Raw genomic sequence first — 18,841 nt, forward strand, 5'->3', positions numbered from 1 at the left:
TGCCGGTGACCAGACGAGGGGGCTCATGACGTCCGTGCTCGAGGGTGCGAAGAGGCTGGTCACTCGGGGGTCGGACATCGGAGCCCGCGTCAAGTCGCTCGACGAGGCGGTTGTTGCTGCCCGTGGGCGGCTCGACGACGCGCTGCTGGACCGGGCCGAAGAGGTGGTCGACCGCGCCACCGAGAGGCTGCGGCTCTCCGCCGACCACACGGTCGTCGCCCTCGGTGGTGCGACCGGGTCCGGCAAATCCTCGACGTTCAACGCGCTGGTCGGTCTCGAGCTGGCGTCGACCGGCGTACGCCGCCCGACGACGTCCTGGGCGACCGCGTGCACCTGGGGCGCCAGCGGTGCCGAGGAGCTGCTCGAGTGGCTCGGCATCCCGCCCCGCCACCAGGTCGTGCGCGACTCCATGCTCGACACCGGGCGTGAGGTCAAGGACCTCGAGGGCCTGGTGCTGCTCGACCTGCCCGACCACGACTCGACCGAGGTGTCCCACCACCTCGAGGTCGAGCGCCTGGTCCGGCTCGCAGACCTCCTGGTGTGGGTCGTCGACCCGCAGAAGTACGCCGATGCGGCGATCCACGACCGGTTCCTGCGCCCGATGGCGGCGCACAAGGACGTGATGCTGATCGTGCTGAACCACATCGACGAGGTCGCGGAGGAGCGCCGGCCGAGCATGATCGCCGACCTGCGCCGCCTCCTCGACGCCGACGGCCTGCACGGCGTCACCCTGGTCGCGACGTCGGCGAAGGACGGCACCGGCATCGACGAGCTGCGCAGCGCCATCGTGGCGCGCGTGAAGGACAAGGCCTCGACCCGCGCCCGGATCGCGACCGACGTGGCGCACGCGGCGGCAGAGGTCGCCGCGGTCAGCGGCCACGCACGGGCGCCGAAGGTGAGCGACCGCGATCAGCAGGAGCTCCGCGCTGCGGTCGCGGACGCCGCCGGCGTGCCGATCGTGGTGGACGCCGTCGAGAAGGCAGCGAGGATCCGCGCACGACGAGCGACCGGCTGGCCGGTGACCGCGTGGCTCTCCAGGCTCCGCCCCGACCCGCTGAAACGGCTGCACCTCGACCTCGGCGCGAGCGGCCGCGACCTGGTCAGGAGCGCTCGCTCATCGATCCCCGACGCGAACCAGATTCAGAACGCCCGGATCGAGTCGGCCGTGCGCGTGCTGTCGGACAAGGTGTCCGACGGTCTCAGCCGGCCGTGGGCCAACGCGCTGCGGCGCGCCTCGACGTCCGGTCTGCCCGAGCTGCACGACCGCCTCGACAGAGCCGTGGGCGGCGTCGACCTGGGCGTCGCGAAGACGCCCCTGTGGACGCGGTTGGTGCGCGCGGTGCAGTGGTTGCTCCTCCTCGCCGCGCTCGCCGGTGGCCTGTGGCTCGCTGCGCTCGCCGTGACGTCGTACCTCAAGCTGGACGAGCCGGCCACGCCTGACGTGGGCGGGGTGCCCGTACCCACGGCGCTGCTGCTCGGCGGGATCGGCCTCGGGCTGCTCCTCGCCGTCCTCTGCCGGGTGCTGGTCGGGCGCAGCGCGCGCAGGCGCGCCAGGAAGGCGGAGCACCGGCTGCGTGCTGCCGTCGACGAGGTCACCGACGACCTGGTGGTCGCGCCGCTGGTCGCCGAGATCGCGGCGTACCAGGTGACGACCGACGGGCTCGCTGCTGCAGCGAGGTGACCGGCGCGCCCGTTCGTCTCCACAGCCGTCGGTGCGCACGGGTTCTCCACGGCACCTGAGCGTCCCGGTGGCAGTGATCGGTGGCTCGGTCCAGCCTCTCTCCAACGCGATCCTCAGGAGGAGAGATGAACGAGTCGTACGTGACACTGCAGGGCTGGGTCGGCAACGACGTCGACACCCGCGACGTCGGCGAGACCACGTGTGCGTCGTTCCGGCTGGGCTGCACGCCGCGGTGGCGCAAGGGCGACAACTGGGTCGACGGGCACACGTCGTGGTTCACCGTGAATTGCTGGCGCTCGCTGGGGCGCAACGTCGCGGAGTCGGTGAAGCGAGGCGACGCCGTGGTCGTCCACGGCCGGGTCCGGGTCGACGTCTGGGAGCGTGAGGGCCACCCGCCGTCGGTCACCTGGATCGTCGACGCGACCTTCGTCGGTCACGACCTCAACCGCGGCACCGCGACGTTCGCGAAGACGCCGCGCGGAGGCGTCGCCGACCCGATCCAGGACGAGTCGGTCAAGGAGGTGCTGCACGGCTACGCCCCGGACGGGCCGCGGCTGAACTCCGAGGGCGACGAGGTCGAACCCGCCGCCTGAGCGGGCTTGCGTGCGCCGTAGGCTTGCGAGCCATGGCTGAGTACGTCTACACGCTGCGCAACGTCCGCAAGGCCCACGGCGACAAGGTGGTCCTCGACAACGTCACCTTGTCCTTCCTGCACGGCGCGAAGATCGGCGTGGTCGGCCCCAACGGCACCGGCAAGTCGACGCTGCTCAAGATCATGGCCGGCCTGGAGCGGGCGAACAACGGCGACGCGATCCTCGACCCGGGTGCCACCGTCGGCATGCTCCAGCAGGAGCCGCCCCTCACCGAGGGACGGACGGTGCTCGAGAACGTCGAGGAGGCCGTCGCCGAGATCAAGGGCAAGCTCGACCGCTACAACGAGATCTCCGAGCTGCTCGCCGACCCGGAGGCGGACTACGACACGCTGCTCGCCGAGATGGGTGACCTGCAGACCGATCTCGACCACGCCAGCGCCTGGGACCTCGACAGCCGCCTCGACCAGGCCATGGATGCTCTTCGCTGCCCGCCTCCGGACGCGCTGGTCGACAACCTGTCCGGTGGAGAGCGCCGCCGCGTCGCGCTGTGCAAGCTGCTGCTCCAGCAGCCTACGTTGCTGCTCCTCGACGAGCCCACCAACCACCTCGACGCCGAGTCGGTCCAGTGGCTGGAGGGCCACCTCGCCTCCTACCCGGGCGCCGTGCTCGCGGTGACCCACGACCGGTACTTCCTCGACAACGTCGCCGAGTGGATCCTCGAGCTCGACCGCGGCAAGACCCACCCCTACGAGGGCAACTACTCCACCTACCTGGAGACCAAGAAGGACCGGCTCAAGATCGAGGGCCAGAAGGACGCCAAGCGCGCCAAGATGCTCGAGCGCGAGCTCGAGTGGGTCCGCTCGAACGCGAAGGCACGGCAGACCAAGAGCCGGTCCCGGCTGGCGCGCTACGAGGAGCTGGCCGCCGAGGCCGACCGGATGCGCAAGATCGACACCTCGGAGATCAACATCCCCGCCGGGCCGAGGCTGGGCGACATCGTCCTGGAGGCCCACGACCTGGCGAAGGGCTTCGAGGGCCGCACGCTGATGCACGACCTGTCCTTCACCCTGCCGCGCGCCGGCATCGTCGGGGTGATCGGCCCCAACGGCGTCGGCAAGACCACGCTGTTCCGGATGATCACCGGGCAGGAGAAGCCCGACGAGGGCGAGCTCAAGGTCGGGACGACGGTGAAGATCTCCTACGTCGACCAGAGCCGCGGCGGCATCGACCCGAACAAGAACGTCTGGGAGGTCGTCTCCGACGGCCTGGACTTCATCAAGGTCGCGAACTTCGAGATGAACTCGCGTGCCTACGTGGCGTCCTTCGGCTTCAAGGGCCCCGACCAGCAGAAGAAGGCCGGCGTGCTGTCGGGTGGCGAGCGCAACCGCCTCAACCTCGCGCTCACGCTGAAGATGGGCGGCAACCTGCTGCTGCTCGACGAGCCGACCAACGACCTCGACGTGGAGACGCTCTCCTCGCTCGAGGACGCCCTGCTCGACTACCCCGGCTGCGCGGTGGTCACCTCGCACGACCGCTGGTTCCTCGACCGCGTGGTCACGCACATCCTCGCCTGGGAGGGCGACGACGACGACGACGCCAAGTGGTTCTGGTTCGAGGGCAACTACGCGTCGTACGAGGACAACAAGGTCGAGCGGCTCGGTGTCGAGGCCGCGCGTCCCCACCGCGTGACGCACCGGCGGCTCACCCGCGACTGACCATCGACTGACCAGCGCGATCGGGGCCGGTCGGATCAGGTCGCGTTGGTCCTGATGTCCTCGAACGCCGGGTTCACCGCCAGCAGGTGGTCGGCAACGGCGTTCATCAGCTTGCCCATGGTGGCGAACTCCTCGTCGGCGGCGAGATCGACGAAGTGCTCGCGGACGCCCTTCACGTGCGTCGGCGCCGCCTGGACCAACAGGTCCCAGCCCTTGTCCGTCATCCGCGCCTCGACTCCGCGGCGGTCTCCCTCCGCGGCGCACCGCGAGATCAGCCCCGCCTTCTCCATCCGGGACACCGTGTGGGTGACGCGACTCCGGGAGTGCTGCATCGACTCGGCGATCTGGGCCATCCTGAGCGACCGGTCCGGGCTCTCCGAGAGCCGGACCAGGATCTCGTACTCGCCCAGGGACAGGCCGTGCTCCTGCCGCAGCTCCCGGTCGAGGGTGTCGGTCAGCAACGTGCTGCCGATGATGAAGGCACGCCAGGCCCGCTGTTGCTCACTCGACAGCCAGCGGGTCTCCGATGCACTCATGCGCCGGAGTCTAGGCAACGCAGCGCGACGGGGAGGCCTCGAGGGCCCTCCTGCGTGTCCGGGAATGGATCGAGCCGTCAGGTAGTTGAAATGTCAACGAACTTGAGCTAGTCTTCAATCAAGTTGAACATTCAACTACAAGGACGGGAAACCCCATGACCATCACCGCAGCCGACACCAACCTGATCGCCGGCACCTGGACCATCGACCCGAGCCACTCCGAGGTCGGCTTCACGGTGCGCCACCTGATGACCAAGGTGCGCGGCCAGTTCGAGAAGTTCGAGGGCACCGTGACCACCGGTGGGGCACTGGCCGACACCAGGGCCGAGGCGACCATCGACCTGAACTCGGTGAACACCCGCGACGCCCAGCGCGACGGCCACCTGCGCTCCGCCGACTTCTTCGACGTCGAGAACAGCGGCCCGATGACCTTCGTGTCCACGTCGTTCGACGGTTCGACCGCCAAGGGCGAGCTGACCATCAAGGGCGTGACCAACCCGGTCGAGCTCGACGTCACCTTCCTGGGCGTCGACAAGGACGCCTACGGCAACACCCGGGTCGGCTTCGAGGCGAGCACCGAGATCAACCGCAAGGACTTCGGTGTGGACTTCGACATCCCGCTGGACGGCGGCAAGCTCCTGGTCGGCCACAAGGTCAACATCGAGCTCTCCGTGCAGGCGGTTCTCGACAGCCAGGCCTGACCACGTCGAGACGGCGCAACTGAAAGCCTGAAACGTGCCGAGGCGGCGCAACTGAAAGCCTGAAACGTGTCGAGGCGGCGCGGATGAAAGAGGTCGCTCTTTCATCTGCGCCGCCTCGGCGTACATGGGGCTTTCATCTGCGCCGCTTCGGCGTTCGTGGGGTCAGGAGAGGCGCTCGAGGATCAGTGCCATGCCCTGGCCGCCGCCGACGCACAGGGTGATCAGGCCGGTGGTCTTGTCGTGCCACTGCAGCGAGTTGAGCATCGTGTTCTGCAGCCGCGCGCCGGTCATGCCGAAGGGGTGGCCGATCGCGATCGCTCCGCCGTTGACGTTGAGCTTGTCCAGGTCGATCCCGAGGTCCTGGTACGACGGGACCACCTGGGCCGCGAAGGCCTCGTTGATCTCGACCAGGTCGATGTCGTCGATGGTCATGTTGGCGTGCTTGAGCGCCTGCCTGGTCGCCTCGACCGGCCCAAGACCCATGATCTCGGGCGAGAGGCCGCTGACGCCGGTGGCGACGATCCGCGCCAGCGGCGTGACACCCAGCTCGGCCGCCTTGGTGTCGGACATGACCACGACCGCCGCCGCGCCGTCGTTCAGCGGGCAGCAGTTGCCGGCAGTGACCACGCCGTCGGGCCGGAACACCGGGTCGAGCTGCGAGACGGCCTCGTAGGTCACGCCTGCGCGCGGGCCGTCGTCCTTGGAGACGACCGTGCCGTCGGCCAGGGTCACCGGCGTGATCTCGCGCTCCCAGAAGCCCTCGTTGATCGCCTTCTCGGCCAGGTTCTGGCTGCGGACCCCGAACTCGTCGAGCTCCTTGCGGTCCAGGCCGCGCAGGCGGGCGACGTTCTCGGCCGTCTGGCCCATCGCGATGTAGACGTCGGGGAGGTCGCCGTCCTCGCGGGGGTCGTGCCAGTCCTGGCCGCCCTTGGCGAGCTGCTCGGTCCGGGCAGCGGCCTCGTCGAACTTCTCGTTCCGGGTGTTCGGGATGTGGTCGGAGGTGCCGAACTGGTAGCGGGACACGGTCTCCACACCGGCCGAGACGTAGACGTCGCCCTCACCGGCCTTGATCGCGTGGAACGCCATCCGGGAGGTCTGGATCGAGGACGCGCAGTACCGGGTCAGCGTCGTGCCGGGGATCTCGTAGCCGAGGAGCGTCGTCACCACGCGCGCCATGTTGTTGCCGGCCTCGCCACCGGGGAGGCCGCAGCCGAGCATCAGGTCGTTGACGTCGTTGGGGTCCAGGTCGGGCACCTTGTCGAGCGCCGCCTTGACGATGAAGGCGGTGAGGTCGTCGGGCCGGAACTCCTTGAGCGAGCCCTTGTTCGCGCGGCCGATGGGCGTCCTGGCCGCCGAAACGATCACTGCCTCGGGCATGGGTGTCTCCGATCTCTGCATGGACAAGGGGTGAACCGCGGTCAGCCTAGTCCCGATGGTTCTGGTTGGATCAGGGCGTGCGTCACACGACGGAATGTCCGATCCGCTGGGGCGACATGGACATGCTCCGGCACGTCAACAACGTGACCTACGTCGACTACCTGCAGGAAGCCCGGATCGACATGTTCACCTCGCACCCGGAGTTCCGGGGCGGCGAGGACCTGGGCGAGGGCGTGGTCGTCGTACGCCACGAGCTGGAGTTCCGGGCGCCGCTGACCTTTCGCAGCCGCCCTGTCCTGATCGACTCGTGGATCAGCAGGATCCGGGCCGCGTCGTTCACGATGGACTACGAGGTGTACGACGAACCGGAGCCGGGTTCGGGGGAGCGGAGGGTCTACCTGCGGGCCTCCTCGGTGCTGGCACCGTTCGTGTTCGCCACGGAGCGGCCGCGCCGGCTCAGTGACGTGGAGCGCGAGGTCCTCGGCCGCTACCTCGATCCCGCCGATCCCCGGCCCGACCTCGCCGTCGAGGGGGCGTCGCGGCACGTCTTTCCGCTGCGGGTGCGCTGGTCCGACGTGGACGCCTACCGCCACGTCAACAACGTGAAGTACATCGAGTACTTCCAGGAGGCCCGGATCCGCTACCTCATGCAGCTGCGCGAGGACGGTGACCAGTTCGGGCCGATCGCCGTGGCCCGAGCCGATGTCGACTACCGGCGCCCGATCTTCTTCCGGATGACGCCGTACGACGTGCACTCGTGGGTCAGCCACGTGGGTCGCACGTCGTTCACCGTCGCAGGGGAGATCCGCGACGGCGACGAGCTGCTCGCGAGCAGCCAGGTGGTCCTCGTCGGCTTCGACAGCTCCACCCAGCGCGCAGCCGAGCTGACGACCGACCAGCGGGCACGGCTGCTGCGCGAGCTGGACGGAGCCTGAGTCACTCGGTGAGCGTGTTCACCATGAACTGCGCCGCGTGGGTCACGTAGTCCCAGAACTCCGCGTCCTGCTCCGGGGTGAGGCCGACGCTGTCCAGCCCGGCCCGGAAGTGCGTGAGCCAGTGGTCCCTGGCCAGCGGCGTGACCGCGAACGGCGCGTGCCGCATCCGGAGCCGTGGATGGCCGCGCTCGTCGGAGTAGGTGGTCGGGCCGCCCCAGTACTGCGCGAGGAACAGCGTGAACCGCTCCGCCGCAGGGCCGAGATCCTCCTCGGGGTAGAGCGGACGCAGCACCTCGTCGCCGGCGACCCCTTCGTAGAACCTGGTGACGATCGCCCGGATCGTCGCGAGCCCGCCGATCTCGTCGTAGAAGGTCGTCACCCGGCCATTGTGCCGACCCGCCCTCAGCGCAGTGCCGCCAGGTAGCGGCTGGTCGCGTCGACATCCCGCCGACGCTGCTCCCACGTGAGGCCGACCAGCAGCAGGACCAGTCCCACGGACCCGAGTCCGATCCACCGCGGGACGGCGTCGACGACGGGTCCCAGATGGCGTACGGCGAGGACCCCCGTCGTCCCGGCGCCCGCGACGAACGGGGCCGCCCAGTGCCGCACCAGGCCGACGGTCAGCGCGGCCAGGCCGCCGGCCGCCACGAGCACGCCCCGCAGGGAGACTGGTTCGTCGAGGGCGAGCAGCAGGCTGGGGAGCAGGGCGAGGGTCAGGCCGCTGGAGAGGGCGCGAACGCTTCCCACCCGGCGGTCGGCATCGAGGCGCCACCAGCCGGCGCCGAGCAGCAGCACGGCGGCCGGCAAGGTGTACACCTCGGGCGCGCGGACGTCCTCGACGAGACGGATGACCGTCGCGGCGCCGAGGAGCGCGATGCCGACCCAGGCGGCGTCGTCGCGGTCGTGGTTCAGGACCGCGACCACCGCGACGGCCGACCCGACGACGGTCAGCGCCATCGCGACGACGGTGTCGTCGACAGGAAGGGCGGTCGTTGCCAGCCCGATGAGGAGCCCGGTCAGCTCGATCGCGGGACGGGCGAGCCGGCCGCGTCCGGCGGGCCTGGCGACGACCAGCGCCACTGCGGCCACGGCAGCCAGGCAGAGCCCGGCGGCGTTGCCGCGCCCCCCGGCAAGGTAGGGCCAGTGGATCGCGGCGAAGCCGGCCGTCAGGACCGTCGCCGAGGCCAGGACCGGCAGCAGCAGCTCGTGCAGGAGATCGCGAGACGCACGCGAGTAGGCCAGCGCGAGCGCGAGCGCCAACATGGTCGCGAGCACGGCGGCCAACAGGTGCGAGTCGACGGCGATCCGGAGCCCGGTGACGGCGAGGTAGCCCACGAAGAGGAGCGAAGCAGCCAGCGGTGCGGAGTGGTGCCGCACGGTCACCGCCATCGCAGCGGCCACCGCGAGCGCTGCCGTCCAGGCGAGCACGGCGACCAGCAGGGTCGGTTCGGTCTCGAGGATTCCCGTCGTCACGCCGAGCGCGACGGCCGCCGGGCCCAGCGCGATCACCGCGCGCCCGAATGCCTCCCGAGCCTCGCCGGCGCGCAGGTGGCGGATCAGCCCGCCGGCAGCGATCCCGACGACGACCGCCGCGACGATCGCGGTCCACGGAGCGGGTCCGGAGGTCGCGGCCGGCAGGTGCGCCCCGAGCTGCTGCCGATCCGCGGGCGCCGTCGCGGGAAGCCGCGAGATCATCTCATAGGGGCGGCTCAGCGTGATCGTGGCCCAGATGACGAGCGCGAGCGCCGTCAGCGCAGCTGCGGGCCGGGCCCAGATCGGGGGAGCGAGTGCAGAGACCGCGGCGACAATTGCGCTGATGCCGGCCCACGCGAGCAGATCGGCCGTGGGTCCGTCGCTCGGACCGACCGCGAACAGCCCGAGGGTCACCAGCGACCCTCCCGCGGCGACCATCCGGAGCCAGTCCGCGGCCCGCGGCGCGAGGGCCGGTACGGCGGCCGCGACCGCCGCGGCGAGCAGCGGCCAGCCGGCGAGGTCGGTCCACCACGCGCGATCCGTGGCGGTCGTGGACATGCGGTCGACGCCGTACCCGACCAGCGCGAGCCAGGAGAGGAGAGCGGCTCCGGCGACGACCAGTGCCGTGGGCCGGAGGTGGCGTTCGGTCACCCGGTCGATGCACCAGGCCAGCCCCGCGAGGAGGGGCACCGACAGCGCCACGGCCAGCGGGTTGTGGTCCGAGGCCCACGCCTCGGCCCCGGCGAGGAGCAGCGTGCCGACCGCGGCGACACCGACGAGCCCGTGCAGCCGGCGCAGCGGCGTCGTCGTGGCCCAGGCCCCGACGCCGACGGCGAGGCCGAGGAGCGCTGCTCCGACCATCCCGACGGCATCGCGATCGGACAGACGGCCCAGACCGAGCAGGTCGGCGCCGTACGCCGCGGCGAGGTCGAGCCCGACCAGCCCGGCGACCACCAGCCAGAGCGTCTCCGCCGCCAGCCGGAGGTCGCGGCGCGTGACCGCAACCGCGCCGGCGCCGAAGAGTCCCGTGACCGCAAGGAGGATCGCGGTCTTCGCGGCGAGGCCGAGCGAGCCCCAGGCGACGGCGACGAACACCACCGCGGCGACCAGCAGGCAGAGGCCGCCGAGAGCGAGCAGCACGACCGGCACCGAGGACCCGGTGCTCGCGGGTCGCTGCGCTGCCGAGGCTGCGGACGCGGAGGTCGGACGGGCCGGTGGTGCCGACCGTGGGGCCGTCGGCAGCGTGCTCGCCGAGATCACGGCGTGGGCAGCGCGCAGCTGGGCGATCAGCCGGTCCGCCTCCTGCATCCGCTGCCAGAGCTCGCTCGCAGCCGGGCCGACGAGCCGCAGGCCGCAGCCCGTGCAGGTCGACGCCGCGTCGAGCGGCGCGCGGCAGTCAGGACAGATGTGCGGATCGACCAAGGTGCTCATGGGTCCATCGTCGACTGCCGACGCCCCCGTCGCATGAGTACGAGGGCCCATGTTGTCCGCCGATCGGCTGCGCTCTAGGTGCGTGGAGGCGGCTGGACGTCTCGCCAGTACGGCAGCGGCATCTGGATCCCCTCCGCGTCGAACCTGGCCTTGACCCGCTCGCGCATCTCGCGCGAGACCCGCCACTGCTGCTGCGGCATGGTCTTCAGGGTCACCCGGACGACCACCGAATCGGGGCCGAGCGACTGCACGCCCCACACCTCGGGCTCCTCGATGACCAGGTCGCGGAACTTCTCGTCCTCCCACAGGTCGTGGGCGACCTGCTGGAGGATGCGGCGCACCCGGGCGACGTCCTCCTTGTAGCCGACCGCGATGTCGACCACCGACCGCGCCCAGTTCTGGCTCTGGTTGCCCACGCGCAGGATCTCGCCGTTGCGGACGTACCAGACGGTGCCGTCGACGTCCCGCAGCCGGGTCACCCTCATGCTGACCGCCTCGACGGTGCCGGCCACCTCGCCGAGGTTGATCGTGTCGCCGACGCCGTACTGGTCCTCGAAGATCATGAAGATGCCCGACAGGAAGTCCTTGACCAGGCTCTGGGCGCCGAAGCCGAGCGCGACGCCGAGGATGCCGGCGCTGGTGATCAGCGGGGCGATGTCGTAGCCGAGCTCGGCGATCGCCATCACCAGCACGACGCCGAAGATCACGCCCGAGACGATGCTCTTGAGCAGGCTGCCGATGGTGCGCGCCCGCTGGGCGCGGCGGTTCATCGCCGTCTCGCCCTCGGGCTCCGCGAACGGTCCGCGCGCCAGCGCCTCGGGGAGTACGCCGATCTGCGCGCCTCTGACCAGGCGGTCGACGAGCCGGTGCAGCAGCCACCGCCCGGCCAGCGCGAGGAGGACGAGCCAGAGGATGGAGAGCGGCTTGCCGATCACCCAGCCGGCTGCGTGCGCGAGGTCCTCGTTGCCGGTCCAGTGGTAGACCGCCGCGCAGCTCCAGCTGTCGCCGCTGGTCGCCCTGCAGGTGGCCGGCATCTCGAGAAGGCTCATCGGGACTGGCATGTGACGGAGGCTACGGGTGGTGGCGTGCCCGACCAAGCCGTGACTGGCTATCCTTCCCGTGTGATGAACCACAAGGCGCCGCAGCACCTCCGGACCCTTGCCCGGCGAGCCGTCCTGACGGCCACGACCGTGCTGGTGAGCATCGTGGCGCTGCCCGCGGTGGCCTCGGCCGACACACCCGCAGCCTGGGACAAGGCGCCGCACGTCTCCGGGCTGGACTACCTCCTGGTGCTCGTGCTGATCCCCGGAGGCGTTGCCCTGGTGATCGCCTTCCTCGCATCGCTCCCGTCGATGATCAGCGACCGCGGCTACGAGCCCGGCCAGTCGTGGCGTGCGCAGCCCGAGTGGTTCGGCGGCCCGCGCAAGGGCGTGGAGGCCAGCGAGGACCTCGCCCCCGAGCAGATCGAGGCCGCCGAGAGCGGTCGAGGCGGCACCAGTGGCCAGTGGTGAGGGCTTCTCCTCCGACCAGCGCTACGACATCGACCGGGCGATCCGGGCGGCCGAGACCGTCTGCCGCTACGAGTTCTCCGTCTACGTCGGCGCCGCCGAGGGCGAGGCCGGTCCGTTCGCCCAGCGGCTGCACGCGTCGCTGATCGCGCCCTCCCGCAGCGTGCTGATCATGGTCGACCCGGCGGCGCGCCTGCTCGAGGTCGTCACCGGGTCCGTGGTCCGGCGCGACCTCTCCGACGAGGCCGTCCGCCTCGCCGCGGTCGCGATGGAGTCTGCGTTCGCCGAGGGCGACCTGGTCGGCGGGATCAAGCGTGGGCTGGCGCAGCTGGCCGACGCCGCTCGCCAGCCAGCCACCCTGCACGCGTCCAGCTGAACCAGAGCCGGGGCTGGACGCGCTCAGCGCCCGAGTGCGTCCTTCGCCTGAGCCGCCAGGTAGCGCTCGACGTCCGCCCGGCCCTCCCGGACGAAGCGCACGGCCGCGGGGTTCGCGGTCGTCGTCTCGAGCCAGGCGTCGACCCGGCTCAGCAGCTCCGGTGACGCGAGCGGCCGCGGGAACATGGCGGTGAGCGCGGTGGAGGCCTTGTGCGTCCCGAGGTGCTCCCAGAGCGTCTCGGCGGCCTCGAGGTACTTGTCCACGTACGGCGCGAGCACGTCGTCCTGACCGGGGGCCTGGAACGCCGTCACGATCGACCGCTGGGTCTCGTTGGGCGTGTCCGCGCGCACGATCGCGGCCTCCCAGGCCTCGGCCTTGGCCTCGGGGGTCGGGCGGCTGGCGCGCGCCGCCGCTGCGTGCTCCTTGCCCGAGATCGTGTTGTCGCGGGCCAGCTCGATCTCGATGCGGTCGCCCGCGCGCCCGAGGCGGGCGAGTCCTCCGATCAGCGTCCAGCGCAGGTCCTGGTCGATCGCCAGGCCCTCGAAGGTCAGGCGGCCGTCGAGGAGCGCCTCCAGGTCCGCGATCGCCGCTTCACTGCGCGCGGCACTCGCGTAGGACCGCACGAAGGTGAGCTGCGAGTCGCTCCCCGGAGCGGCGTCCTCCACGAGGCCTCGCAGGCCCTGCTCCCACTCGGCCTCCAGGGAACGCCGGTTGGCCGGGGCGGACAGCGAGTTGACCGACTGGGCGGCGTACACGGGGATCCGGCTGATGCCCCAGGCGTCGGTCTCCTGGCCGATGTTGGCCAGGACGAGGCGGACGAAGTCGGTCGCGGTCATCTCGGCGTCGCGGGTCATGTCCCAGGCCGCGCCCCAGATCAGCGCACGGGTGAGGGAGTCGTCGACGCGGGACAAGTCCGTGATCGCCGCCTTGAGCGACCGCTCGTCGAGCCTGATCTTCGCGTAGGTGAGGTCGGCGTCGTTGAGCAGGAGCAGCTCGGGCTGCGGAGTGCCGACCAGCTCGGGGACCTCCGTGCGCTCCCCGGTCACGTCGATCTCGATCGCGGTGTGACGGACGACGTGCGCGCGCATGTCCTCGTCGGCGAGCTCGTCGTACAGGCCGATCCCGATGCGGTGGCGACGGATCGTCGGCCAGTCAGGGTCGGCGGTCTGCACCACGGCAAAGGAGCTGAACCGGCCGTCGGCATCGACCTCGAACTCGGGCCTGAGCGTGTTGACCCCGGCCGTCTGCAGCCACTCCTGCGCCCAGCCCTGCAGCTCCCGGCCGGAGGACTTCTCCAGGGCCAGCAGGAGGTCGGTGAACTCGGAGTTGCCGTAGGCGAAGTCCTTGAAGTACTGGCGCAGGCCGGCCAGGAACGGATCGAGACCGACCCAGGCCACCAGCTGCTTGAGCACCGCGGCGCCCTTGGCGTAGGTGATCATGTCGAAGTTGACCTCGACGGCCTGCAGGTCGTAGTTGTCCGCCGCGATCGGGTGCGTGCTGGGCATCTGGTCCTGGCGGTAGCCGGTCTGCTTGCGCGCGTTGGTGAAGCCGGTCCACGCCTCGATGAACTCGGTGGCCTCCGCCTCCGCGTGGTAGCAGGCCCACTCGGCGAACGACTCGTTGAGCCAGAGGTCGTCCCACCACTTCATGGTGACCAGGTCGCCGAACCACATGTGCGCCATCTCGTGCAGGATCACGCTGCAGCGGAACTCGTAGAAGGAGCGCGGCTGGCGGCTGCGGGGGAGGTACTCGTCGCGCAGCGTGATGCAGCCGGCGTTCTCCATCGCGCCCATGTTGTACTCCGGCACGTAGAGCTGGTCGTACTTCTCGAAGGGGTAGGGGTAGTCGAACGCCTCCTCGAAGAACTCGAAGCCCTGCTTGGTCAGCTTCACCACCTCGTCGCGGTCGAGGAACTCGACCAGTGACTGGCGGCAGTAGTGACCCAGCGGGATCTGGCCGTTCTTGCCCTCGTAGACGTCCTGGACCTCGTGGTACTCACCGGCGACCAGGGCGGTGACGTAGGTCGACATCTTCTTCGTCGGCGGGAAGCTCCAGACCGCCTTGCCCTCGCCGACGGGCTCCGGACTGGGCGTCGGTGCGTTCGAGACGACCTTCCACTGCTCCGGCGCGGTGACCCGGAAGGTGAAGACGCTCTTGAGGTCGGGCTGCTCGAACGTCGTGTAGACGCGGCGTGCGTCGGGGACCTCGAACTGCGTGTAGAGGTAGACCCGGTCGTCGGCGGGGTCGACGAACCGGTGCAGGCCCTCGCCGCTGTGGCTGTAGGTGCAGTCAGCGCGCACGACCAGCACGTTGTCCTCGGCGAGGCCGTCGAGCTGGATCCGGCTGTCGGCGTACACCTGCCCGGGGTCGAGAGAGACCCCGTTCAGGGTGATCTCGTGCACGGTGGCGCCGACCAGGTCGGCGAAGGTGCTCGCCCCGGGCTGGGTGCAGTGGAAGGCGAGCGTGGTCGTCGAGGCGAAGGTCTTCTCGCCCGTGGTGAGGTCGAGCTCGATGGTGTACGAGGCGACGTCGAGGAGCCCGGCGCGGGTCTGCGCCTCTTCCCGAGTGAGGTTCGTTCCTGGCATGCCGGGCATCATGCCACCCGCCGTGGAGGGCCTGAGTTCCGGTGGCGGCCCTGCCGCGAACTCGCTGAAAACTACATCGTTGTAACGGCGTGTCGTTTTTGTCTTTTCTGATGCAAGTGGTAGTCAGAGTGACAGAAGTTGCTCTAGCGTGCGGGTGTGTCCATCCGCCGTTCGTCCTTGCCTGCAACCGTGGTCGTGCTCCTCGCGGTGCTCGCCGGCCTGCTCGTCGGGACCCCGCGCGCGGACGCCACCTCGACGCTGCTGTGCCAGAACTTCGCCCCGTGCACGCGGGCCGGTTTCTTCAACTACGGCTACAGCGCGAACTACACGAAGATGTGGTGGCGGATGTACGCCGGCCACAACTGCACCAACTACGTCGCCTACCGGATGATCACCCGGGGCATGTCGGCGACCAGGCCCTGGAGCGGCAGCGGCGACGCGCGCAACTGGGGCGTCGTCTTCGCCTCGAAGACCAACCAGACGCCGATGGTGGGCTCGGTCGCCTGGTGGAGCAGCAACCACGTCGCCTACGTCGAGCAGATCATCGACGCGAACACCATCGTGATCTCCGAGGACCACTACGGCGGCACCTTCGACTGGCGCAAGATCGTGCGCAGCGGCGGCGGCTGGCCGACCGGCTTCATCCACCTCAACGACGAGGCACTGGCCGCGACCGCGCCGGCGGGCATCGCCGGCACCGCGAAGGTCGACGTGCCGTTGTCCGCGACGAACGGCACGTGGAACCGTGCCGGCGCGTCGTTCTCCTACCAGTGGTTCGGCAACGGGGCGGCGATCCCGGGTGCCACCGGTCCGACGTACACGCCGAACGCCGGCCAGGTGGGCGTCGCCTTCTCCGTGCGGGTCGCGGCCTCGCAGGCCGGCTACGCCACCGGGTACAGCTCGTCTGGAGCTACCGCCCCGACCGCGCCGGGCACGATGAACGTCGCCTCGGCTCCGGCCGTGACCGGCACGCCCAAGGTGAGCGGGGTGCTCACCGTCTCGGGCGGCTCCTTCACGCCGGCCGCCACGTCGACGAGCATCGCCTGGCTGGCCGACGGCGTCCCGATCCCCGGAGCCACGCAGCCGACGCTGACCCTCGGGCCCGACCAGCTCAACCACGCCGTCACCGCGGTCGTGACCGGCCATCGCGCGGGCTACACCGACGCCGCGGCCGGTTCCGCCCCGACCGCGCCGATCGGCCCGGAGAACCTCACCGTCACGCAGGAGCCGGCGCTCGGCGCCGGGAACGCGCGCCTGGGCCAGGCGCTCGCCGTGGCGCCGGGGGTCGTGGGGCCGGCCGGTGTGGGCACCTACTACCACTGGTTCCGCGACGGTGTCCGGATCCCCAAGGCCGACAACGCCCGCTACGTGCCGACCGCCGACGACCTGGGCCACCGGCTCAGCGTCAAGGTCCGGTACGCGAAGGCGGGCTACAACTCGATCGTCCGCACGCTCAGCGTGCCGGATCCGGTGCGGGCGACCGCCCGGGTCAGGGCGACCTCCGACGCCCACCGGCGGATCACCGTGCTCGTCCGCGCTGCCGGCATGAGGTCGGTCGTGGTGCGTGGGAAGGTGACCGTGGTCAACGCCGAGGGCGAGCGCCGGACCCACGTGCTCGACCACGGCCGGGCGACCTTCGGGTCGAACTGGATGCGCTCGGGCCGGCGCACCGTGACCGTGGTCTACGAGGGCTCCGCCAAGGTGAGCTCCCTGACCGTCACCCGGACCTTCGTGGTCAAGTGAGCCTGCACGGGAATAGTTGACGGCTCAACCGCGCTGCCGCAGGTATGACCACACTCTCGGGGAACCCTGCTGCTGACGTGTCCGACCAGCGCGTCCCGGCCTCCGGTGGGACGGCGGACTTCTGGTTCGATCCGCTCTGCCCGTTCGCCTGGATCACCTCACGCTGGATCCTGGAGGTCCAGGAGGTGCGTGACGTCGACGTGCGCTGGCACGTGATGAGCCTGGCCTATCTCAACCAGGACAAGGACATCCCGGACAGCTACCGCGAGCTGCTGGCACCCGCGTGGGGACCGGTCCGTGTGCTGATCGCGGCCGCGCAGCGCCACGGTGACGAGGTGCTGTTCCCGCTGTACACCGCCATGGGCAACCGGATCCACCTCGAGAAGCAGCAGATCGATCGCGCGATGATCGCCGCGTCGATCGCGGAGGTCGGCCTCGAGCCGGACCTGGTCGAGGCGATGGACGACCCGTCGTACGACGAGGCGGTCGCCCGCTCCCACCACGAGGGCATGGACCAGGTCGGTGACGACGTCGGTACGCCGACGATCTCGGTCAACGGGGCCGCGTTCTTCGGCCCGGTGCTCAGCCGCATCCCGCGCGGGGAGGACGCCGGCCGGATCTGGGACGGTGCGGTGGCGCTCGCGTCCTACCCGTACTTCTTCGAGCTCAAGCGCACCCGGACCGGCGAGCTCGACTTCAGCTGAGACCGGTTGTCGTCCACCCGGTCACGGCAGGGTCACCGTCGCCCGGAGCTCGTTGTGGTCCGACGGAATCGTCCCGAGCCAGTTGCCGCTGCCCAGCGGGTCGAGGTCGAGCACCATCTCCCAGGTCTTGACGACCACGTCGGTGCTCGCGAAGAGGTAGTCGATCTGCTGTCCGATCACCGTCGGGTCCTCCCCGCAACGTTCGGCCTTGAACCCGTTGAAGCTCATGCAGTGCGCGTTCACGGGCGTCGCCGCGGGCCGGGCATCGGCGACCTCGAGGTTCGGGTCGGCCGGGTCCAGGTCGCCGAGGAGCATGTCCGGGATCCCCGCCGTGGCCATCCTGGGCAGGTGTGTCCGCGCCGTGGTGTTGGCGTTGGAGCTGTAGCGGAACGAGTTGAAGTCGCCGCCGAGCACGACCGGCAGACCGCGGGTCAGGGCCGGGTCGGCGAGCAGGGCGAGCAGGCGGTCCCACTCCGCGTCGCGGACCACGTTGCTGTCGGCGGCCTCGCTCGGCACCAGGTGCACGCTGCCGAAGAAGAACTCCTGGCCGCCGTCGCGTGACTGGAAGATCGCCCACGCCAGGTGCGGGTGGGTGGTCGACGGCGACGCCAGCAGGGTCGATCCCGCACTCTCCAGGCGGAGCCGCGCCGTGTCGAAGAGGATCCGGGTGCCGACGGACACCGTCGGGTTCAGGCTGGTCGCCTCGTAGTGGTGCAGCCCGCCGGCGTTGAGGCGGTTGCGCAGGTCGATGAGCTGGTTGGTGCATCGGGTTGCCGGGAACTCCGCGTAGGACTGGTTGGCCTCCTGCACGGCGATCACGTCCGGAGCCGCAGTCGCCGTGTTGCTGGTCGTTCCGGCGCCGAGCAGGAGGGTGGCAACCCGGTCGGCGCGGTTGAGCCACCGCTCCTCGGGGTGGAGGGCGGAGTCCAGGTTGATCGTGCGGATGTTGAAGGTCGCGACCCGCACGTCGGTGGGCCGGCCGGTGGGCACGACCGGGGTGGGATCACCGAGGTTCCCGACGGTCGGGCACGGTGGTGGCGCGGTACGCCGTACCAGCTTGGTGCTCCAGTGGCTCAGCCGGTGTCCGCGGCCCTTGTGCCGGGCGACGGCGACCTGCACGAAGTAGCGGGTGTCCGGCGTCAGGTTGGCGATCGTCACCCGGTGGGTGGCGGCCGCGAGGCGGTGTGAGCCGGCCATCGAGCGGAGCGTGCTCCAGCGCACCCGGTAGCCGGGCGCCTTGCGCACGGCGCGCCAGCGGACGGACAACGACGTCTCGTGTGCCGTGGCCCTGAGCCCGGTGGGAGTCGGTCGCCGGGCGGCCTCGACCGGTCCGGCGACCGCGACGAGGGCACTCCCGAGCAGCAGGACGAGGCCCAGCAGGACGACCGAGCGCGGTCGCGGCACCGGCGTACGCAGCATCTGGATCCCCCGAGGACAGTTGGGCGGCCGACGCTACCCCGGACGACGGGTCGGGTGGGTGACA

At 70.5% G+C, this 18,841-nt stretch carries 16 protein-coding genes; 9 read left to right on the forward strand and 7 right to left on the reverse strand.

Features of this window, described 5'->3' with window-relative positions; genetic code table 11:
* Nucleotides 1-25: 25 nt before the first annotated feature.
* The 3 genes from ACVW00_RS06780 to ettA all read left to right on the forward strand — a co-directional run bounded on the left by ACVW00_RS06780 (nt 26) and on the right by ettA (nt 3,989).
* Nucleotides 26-1,681, forward strand: coding sequence for a GTPase (locus ACVW00_RS06780; RefSeq protein ID WP_457110139.1), 1,656 nt, complete (start codon nt 26-28; stop codon nt 1,679-1,681).
* Between the two features lie 125 nt (nt 1,682-1,806).
* Entirely contained in the window at nt 1,807-2,274 is a 468-nt protein-coding gene (locus ACVW00_RS06785) for a single-stranded DNA-binding protein (protein ID WP_457110140.1), read from the forward strand.
* A 32-nt stretch (nt 2,275-2,306) separates the two neighbouring features.
* Nucleotides 2,307-3,989, forward strand: a complete 1,683-nt coding sequence (gene ettA / locus ACVW00_RS06790) for an energy-dependent translational throttle protein EttA (RefSeq protein WP_457110141.1) — start codon at nt 2,307-2,309, stop codon at nt 3,987-3,989.
* A 35-nt stretch (nt 3,990-4,024) separates the two neighbouring features.
* On the opposite strand, the gene ACVW00_RS06795 is transcribed toward ettA, so the two are convergent.
* A complete protein-coding gene (locus ACVW00_RS06795) occupies nt 4,025-4,525 on the reverse strand; it encodes a MarR family winged helix-turn-helix transcriptional regulator (RefSeq protein ID WP_457110142.1) in 501 nt (166 codons plus the stop codon).
* Between the two features lie 155 nt (nt 4,526-4,680).
* On the opposite strand from ACVW00_RS06795, the gene ACVW00_RS06800 reads away from it, so the two are divergent.
* Nucleotides 4,681-5,226, forward strand: coding sequence for a YceI family protein (locus tag ACVW00_RS06800; protein ID WP_457110143.1), 546 nt, complete (start codon nt 4,681-4,683; stop codon nt 5,224-5,226).
* A 162-nt stretch (nt 5,227-5,388) separates the two neighbouring features.
* Here ACVW00_RS06800 and ACVW00_RS06805 read toward each other — a convergent pair whose 3' ends face one another.
* A complete protein-coding gene (locus tag ACVW00_RS06805; RefSeq protein ID WP_457110144.1) occupies nt 5,389-6,603 on the reverse strand; it encodes an acetyl-CoA C-acetyltransferase in 1,215 nt (404 codons plus the stop codon).
* 77 nt (nt 6,604-6,680) lie between these two features.
* Between ACVW00_RS06805 and ACVW00_RS06810 the strand changes: the two genes are divergently transcribed.
* Nucleotides 6,681-7,538 carry an acyl-CoA thioesterase gene (locus tag ACVW00_RS06810; RefSeq protein ID WP_457110145.1) on the forward strand — a complete coding sequence of 286 codons (858 nt, stop codon included), beginning with the start codon at nt 6,681-6,683 and terminating at the stop codon, nt 7,536-7,538.
* A 1-nt stretch (nt 7,539) separates the two neighbouring features.
* Here ACVW00_RS06810 and ACVW00_RS06815 read toward each other — a convergent pair whose 3' ends face one another.
* From ACVW00_RS06815 to ACVW00_RS06825, 3 genes are all read right to left on the reverse strand, one after another.
* Entirely contained in the window at nt 7,540-7,917 is a 378-nt protein-coding gene (locus ACVW00_RS06815) for a globin (RefSeq protein ID WP_457110146.1), read from the reverse strand.
* A 23-nt stretch (nt 7,918-7,940) separates the two neighbouring features.
* Entirely contained in the window at nt 7,941-10,442 is a 2,502-nt protein-coding gene (locus tag ACVW00_RS06820) for an SCO7613 C-terminal domain-containing membrane protein (protein ID WP_457110147.1), read from the reverse strand.
* A gap of 74 nt (nt 10,443-10,516) precedes the next feature.
* Nucleotides 10,517-11,503 carry a mechanosensitive ion channel family protein gene (locus tag ACVW00_RS06825; RefSeq protein ID WP_457110148.1) on the reverse strand — a complete coding sequence of 329 codons (987 nt, stop codon included), beginning with the start codon at nt 11,501-11,503 and terminating at the stop codon, nt 10,517-10,519.
* Between the two features lie 60 nt (nt 11,504-11,563).
* Here ACVW00_RS06825 and ACVW00_RS06830 point away from each other — a divergent pair, with 60 nt between their 5' ends.
* Nucleotides 11,564-11,953: a hypothetical protein gene (locus ACVW00_RS06830; RefSeq protein ID WP_457110149.1), complete on the forward strand. Its 390-nt coding sequence runs from the start codon at nt 11,564-11,566 to the stop codon at nt 11,951-11,953.
* A complete protein-coding gene (locus ACVW00_RS06835) occupies nt 11,940-12,326 on the forward strand; it encodes a DUF5130 family protein (protein ID WP_457110150.1) in 387 nt (128 codons plus the stop codon). The genes ACVW00_RS06830 and ACVW00_RS06835 overlap by 14 nt, the downstream gene beginning before the upstream one ends.
* A gap of 23 nt (nt 12,327-12,349) precedes the next feature.
* Here ACVW00_RS06835 and pepN read toward each other — a convergent pair whose 3' ends face one another.
* Nucleotides 12,350-14,911 carry an aminopeptidase N gene (gene pepN, locus ACVW00_RS06840; RefSeq protein WP_457110151.1) on the reverse strand — a complete coding sequence of 854 codons (2,562 nt, stop codon included), beginning with the start codon at nt 14,909-14,911 and terminating at the stop codon, nt 12,350-12,352.
* A 189-nt stretch (nt 14,912-15,100) separates the two neighbouring features.
* On the opposite strand from pepN, the gene ACVW00_RS06845 reads away from it, so the two are divergent.
* Entirely contained in the window at nt 15,101-16,654 is a 1,554-nt protein-coding gene (locus ACVW00_RS06845; RefSeq protein ID WP_457110152.1) for a CHAP domain-containing protein, read from the forward strand.
* A 77-nt stretch (nt 16,655-16,731) separates the two neighbouring features.
* Nucleotides 16,732-17,358 (forward strand): mycothiol-dependent nitroreductase Rv2466c family protein, encoded by a 627-nt coding sequence (locus ACVW00_RS06850; RefSeq protein ID WP_457110153.1) that lies wholly within the window; start codon nt 16,732-16,734, stop codon nt 17,356-17,358.
* A 21-nt stretch (nt 17,359-17,379) separates the two neighbouring features.
* Here the strand turns inward: ACVW00_RS06850 and ACVW00_RS06855 are convergent, their stop codons facing one another.
* Nucleotides 17,380-18,777 carry an endonuclease/exonuclease/phosphatase family protein gene (locus ACVW00_RS06855; protein ID WP_457110154.1) on the reverse strand — a complete coding sequence of 466 codons (1,398 nt, stop codon included), beginning with the start codon at nt 18,775-18,777 and terminating at the stop codon, nt 17,380-17,382.
* Between the last annotated feature and the right edge of the window lie 64 nt (nt 18,778-18,841).

This window comes from Marmoricola sp. URHA0025 HA25 (assembly GCF_054059435.1).

Excerpts from the sequence above, each read along its gene's own strand:
- ACVW00_RS06780 (WP_457110139.1), top strand. The coding sequence starts at position 26 with ATGACGTCCGTGCTCGAGGGTGCGAAGAGGCTGGTCACTCGGGGGTCG.
- ACVW00_RS06785 (WP_457110140.1), top strand. The coding sequence starts at position 1,807 with ATGAACGAGTCGTACGTGACACTGCAGGGCTGGGTCGGCAACGACGTC.
- ettA (WP_457110141.1), top strand. The coding sequence starts at position 2,307 with ATGGCTGAGTACGTCTACACGCTGCGCAACGTCCGCAAGGCCCACGGC.
- ACVW00_RS06795 (WP_457110142.1), bottom strand. The coding sequence starts at position 4,525 with ATGAGTGCATCGGAGACCCGCTGGCTGTCGAGTGAGCAACAGCGGGCC.
- ACVW00_RS06800 (WP_457110143.1), top strand. The coding sequence starts at position 4,681 with ATGACCATCACCGCAGCCGACACCAACCTGATCGCCGGCACCTGGACC.
- ACVW00_RS06805 (WP_457110144.1), bottom strand. The coding sequence starts at position 6,603 with ATGCCCGAGGCAGTGATCGTTTCGGCGGCCAGGACGCCCATCGGCCGC.
- ACVW00_RS06820 (WP_457110147.1), bottom strand. The coding sequence starts at position 10,442 with ATGAGCACCTTGGTCGATCCGCACATCTGTCCTGACTGCCGCGCGCCG.
- ACVW00_RS06825 (WP_457110148.1), bottom strand. The coding sequence starts at position 11,503 with ATGCCAGTCCCGATGAGCCTTCTCGAGATGCCGGCCACCTGCAGGGCG.
- pepN (WP_457110151.1), bottom strand. The coding sequence starts at position 14,911 with ATGCCAGGAACGAACCTCACTCGGGAAGAGGCGCAGACCCGCGCCGGG.
- ACVW00_RS06855 (WP_457110154.1), bottom strand. The coding sequence starts at position 18,777 with ATGCTGCGTACGCCGGTGCCGCGACCGCGCTCGGTCGTCCTGCTGGGC.